The 1,511-nt window shown below is 53.6% G+C and carries 1 protein-coding gene; it reads left to right on the top strand.

What is annotated here, in order from left to right; all coding sequences use genetic code 11:
- On the top strand, positions 1 to 1,348 hold a 1,348-nt coding region (locus tag BK667_RS25120; RefSeq protein WP_123599223.1), incomplete at its 5' end, for an IS1182 family transposase.
- Positions 1,349 to 1,511 lie beyond the last annotated feature (163 nt).

Below are 1,511 nucleotides of genomic sequence, written 5' to 3'. Positions count from 1 at the left end.
TCCGGTGCGCGTAGTCGACGTCTTTGTCGACGAACTCGACCTGGTCAATCTGGGTTTTGAAGGTGCCATTCCAGCCGACACTGGCCGACCTGCTTACCATCCCTCGGTCTTGTTGAAGATCTACATCTACGGTTATCTCAACCGCATCCAGTCGAGCCGACGCCTGGAGCGAGAAGCCCAACGCAACGTCGAACTGATGTGGTTGACCGGACGTTTGATGCCGGATTTCAAGACCATCGCCAACTTCCGAAAGGACAACAGCAAGGCCATTCGAGGCGTCTGTCGCCAGTTCGTTGTGCTGTGTCAGCAGTTGGGATTATTCGGAGAAAATCTGGTCGCGATCGATGGCAGTAAGTTCAAAGCCGTCAACAACCGCGACCGCAATTTCACCAGCGCCAAACTGAAACGGCGCATGGAAGAAATTGAATCGAGTATCAATCGTTACCTGGCAGCACTCGATGCTGCTGATCGGCAAGAACCAACAACTTCCGAGCCCAGTGCCGTGCGGCTGGAAGAGAAAATCGCCAAGCTCAAATCTCAAATGAAGGAGCTTCAGGCGATCGAAATCCAGCTCAATGAATCACCGGATAAACAGGTCTCACTGACCGATCCAGACAGCCGATCCATGATGACGCGCGGCACGGGAATTGTTGGCTATAACGTGCAGACAGCGGTCGACACGCAGCACCATTTGATCGTTGCGCATGAGGTGACCAACGTTGGTTCCGACCGCGATCAACTCAGCTCGATGGCTAAGCAAGTCCGCGAGGCGATGGCGTCAGAAACGTTGTCGGTAGTGGCGGACCGAGGTTACTTCAAAAGCGAACAAATCCTCGCTTGTCACGATGCCGGTATCACCGCCTATGTGCCCAAACCGATGACCTCTGGAGCCAAGGCTGACGGGCGTTTCAATAACGATGCCTTCATCTATGACGCGGCAAAAAACGAATACATTTGCCCGGCTGGCGAGGCGCTGGTCTGGCACTACTCCTACGTTGAAAAAGGCCTGAATTTGCATCGTTACTGGAGTTCGAAATGCCAGAGCTGCGCGTTGAAGTCGCAATGCACCCCGAGCACGGAACGACGAGTTCGACGCTGGGAGCATGAAGTTGTATTGGAGGAAATGCAGCTTAGGCTGAGCAAAGCACCGGAGATGATGCGCGTCCGAAAACGGACTGTTGAGCATCCCTTCGGGACGCTCAAACAATGGATGGGTGCAACGCACTTCCTGACACGAAAGCTGGCTGGGGTGAGCGCGGAGATGAGCTTGAATGTGCTCGCCTACAACTTGAAACGGGTCATGAAAATCATTGGTGCTAACGGTTTAATGAAGGCGCTGTCGGCATAAAAAAGGCTGGTTTTGGCCCATTCCAGAGGCTGTAAAAACAACGTTACGTGTTCCAGGTCGCGACCGGTGCGACTCGAAGCATTGACCGTGCGATCGCTCAGCCAACGAACGTCAATGGCTCAAGACGATCAGGTTATGAGCGTTTTTACACACTCTGGGCCAA

Origin of the sequence: Pseudomonas frederiksbergensis, assembly GCF_003732705.1 — a bacterium.
In the GTDB taxonomy this organism is placed as follows: Bacteria; Pseudomonadota; Gammaproteobacteria; order Pseudomonadales; family Pseudomonadaceae; genus Aquipseudomonas; species Aquipseudomonas frederiksbergensis_F.
The sequence above is the reverse complement of the archived record's forward strand: the minus strand, read 5'-3'. Positions and strand labels throughout refer to the sequence as shown.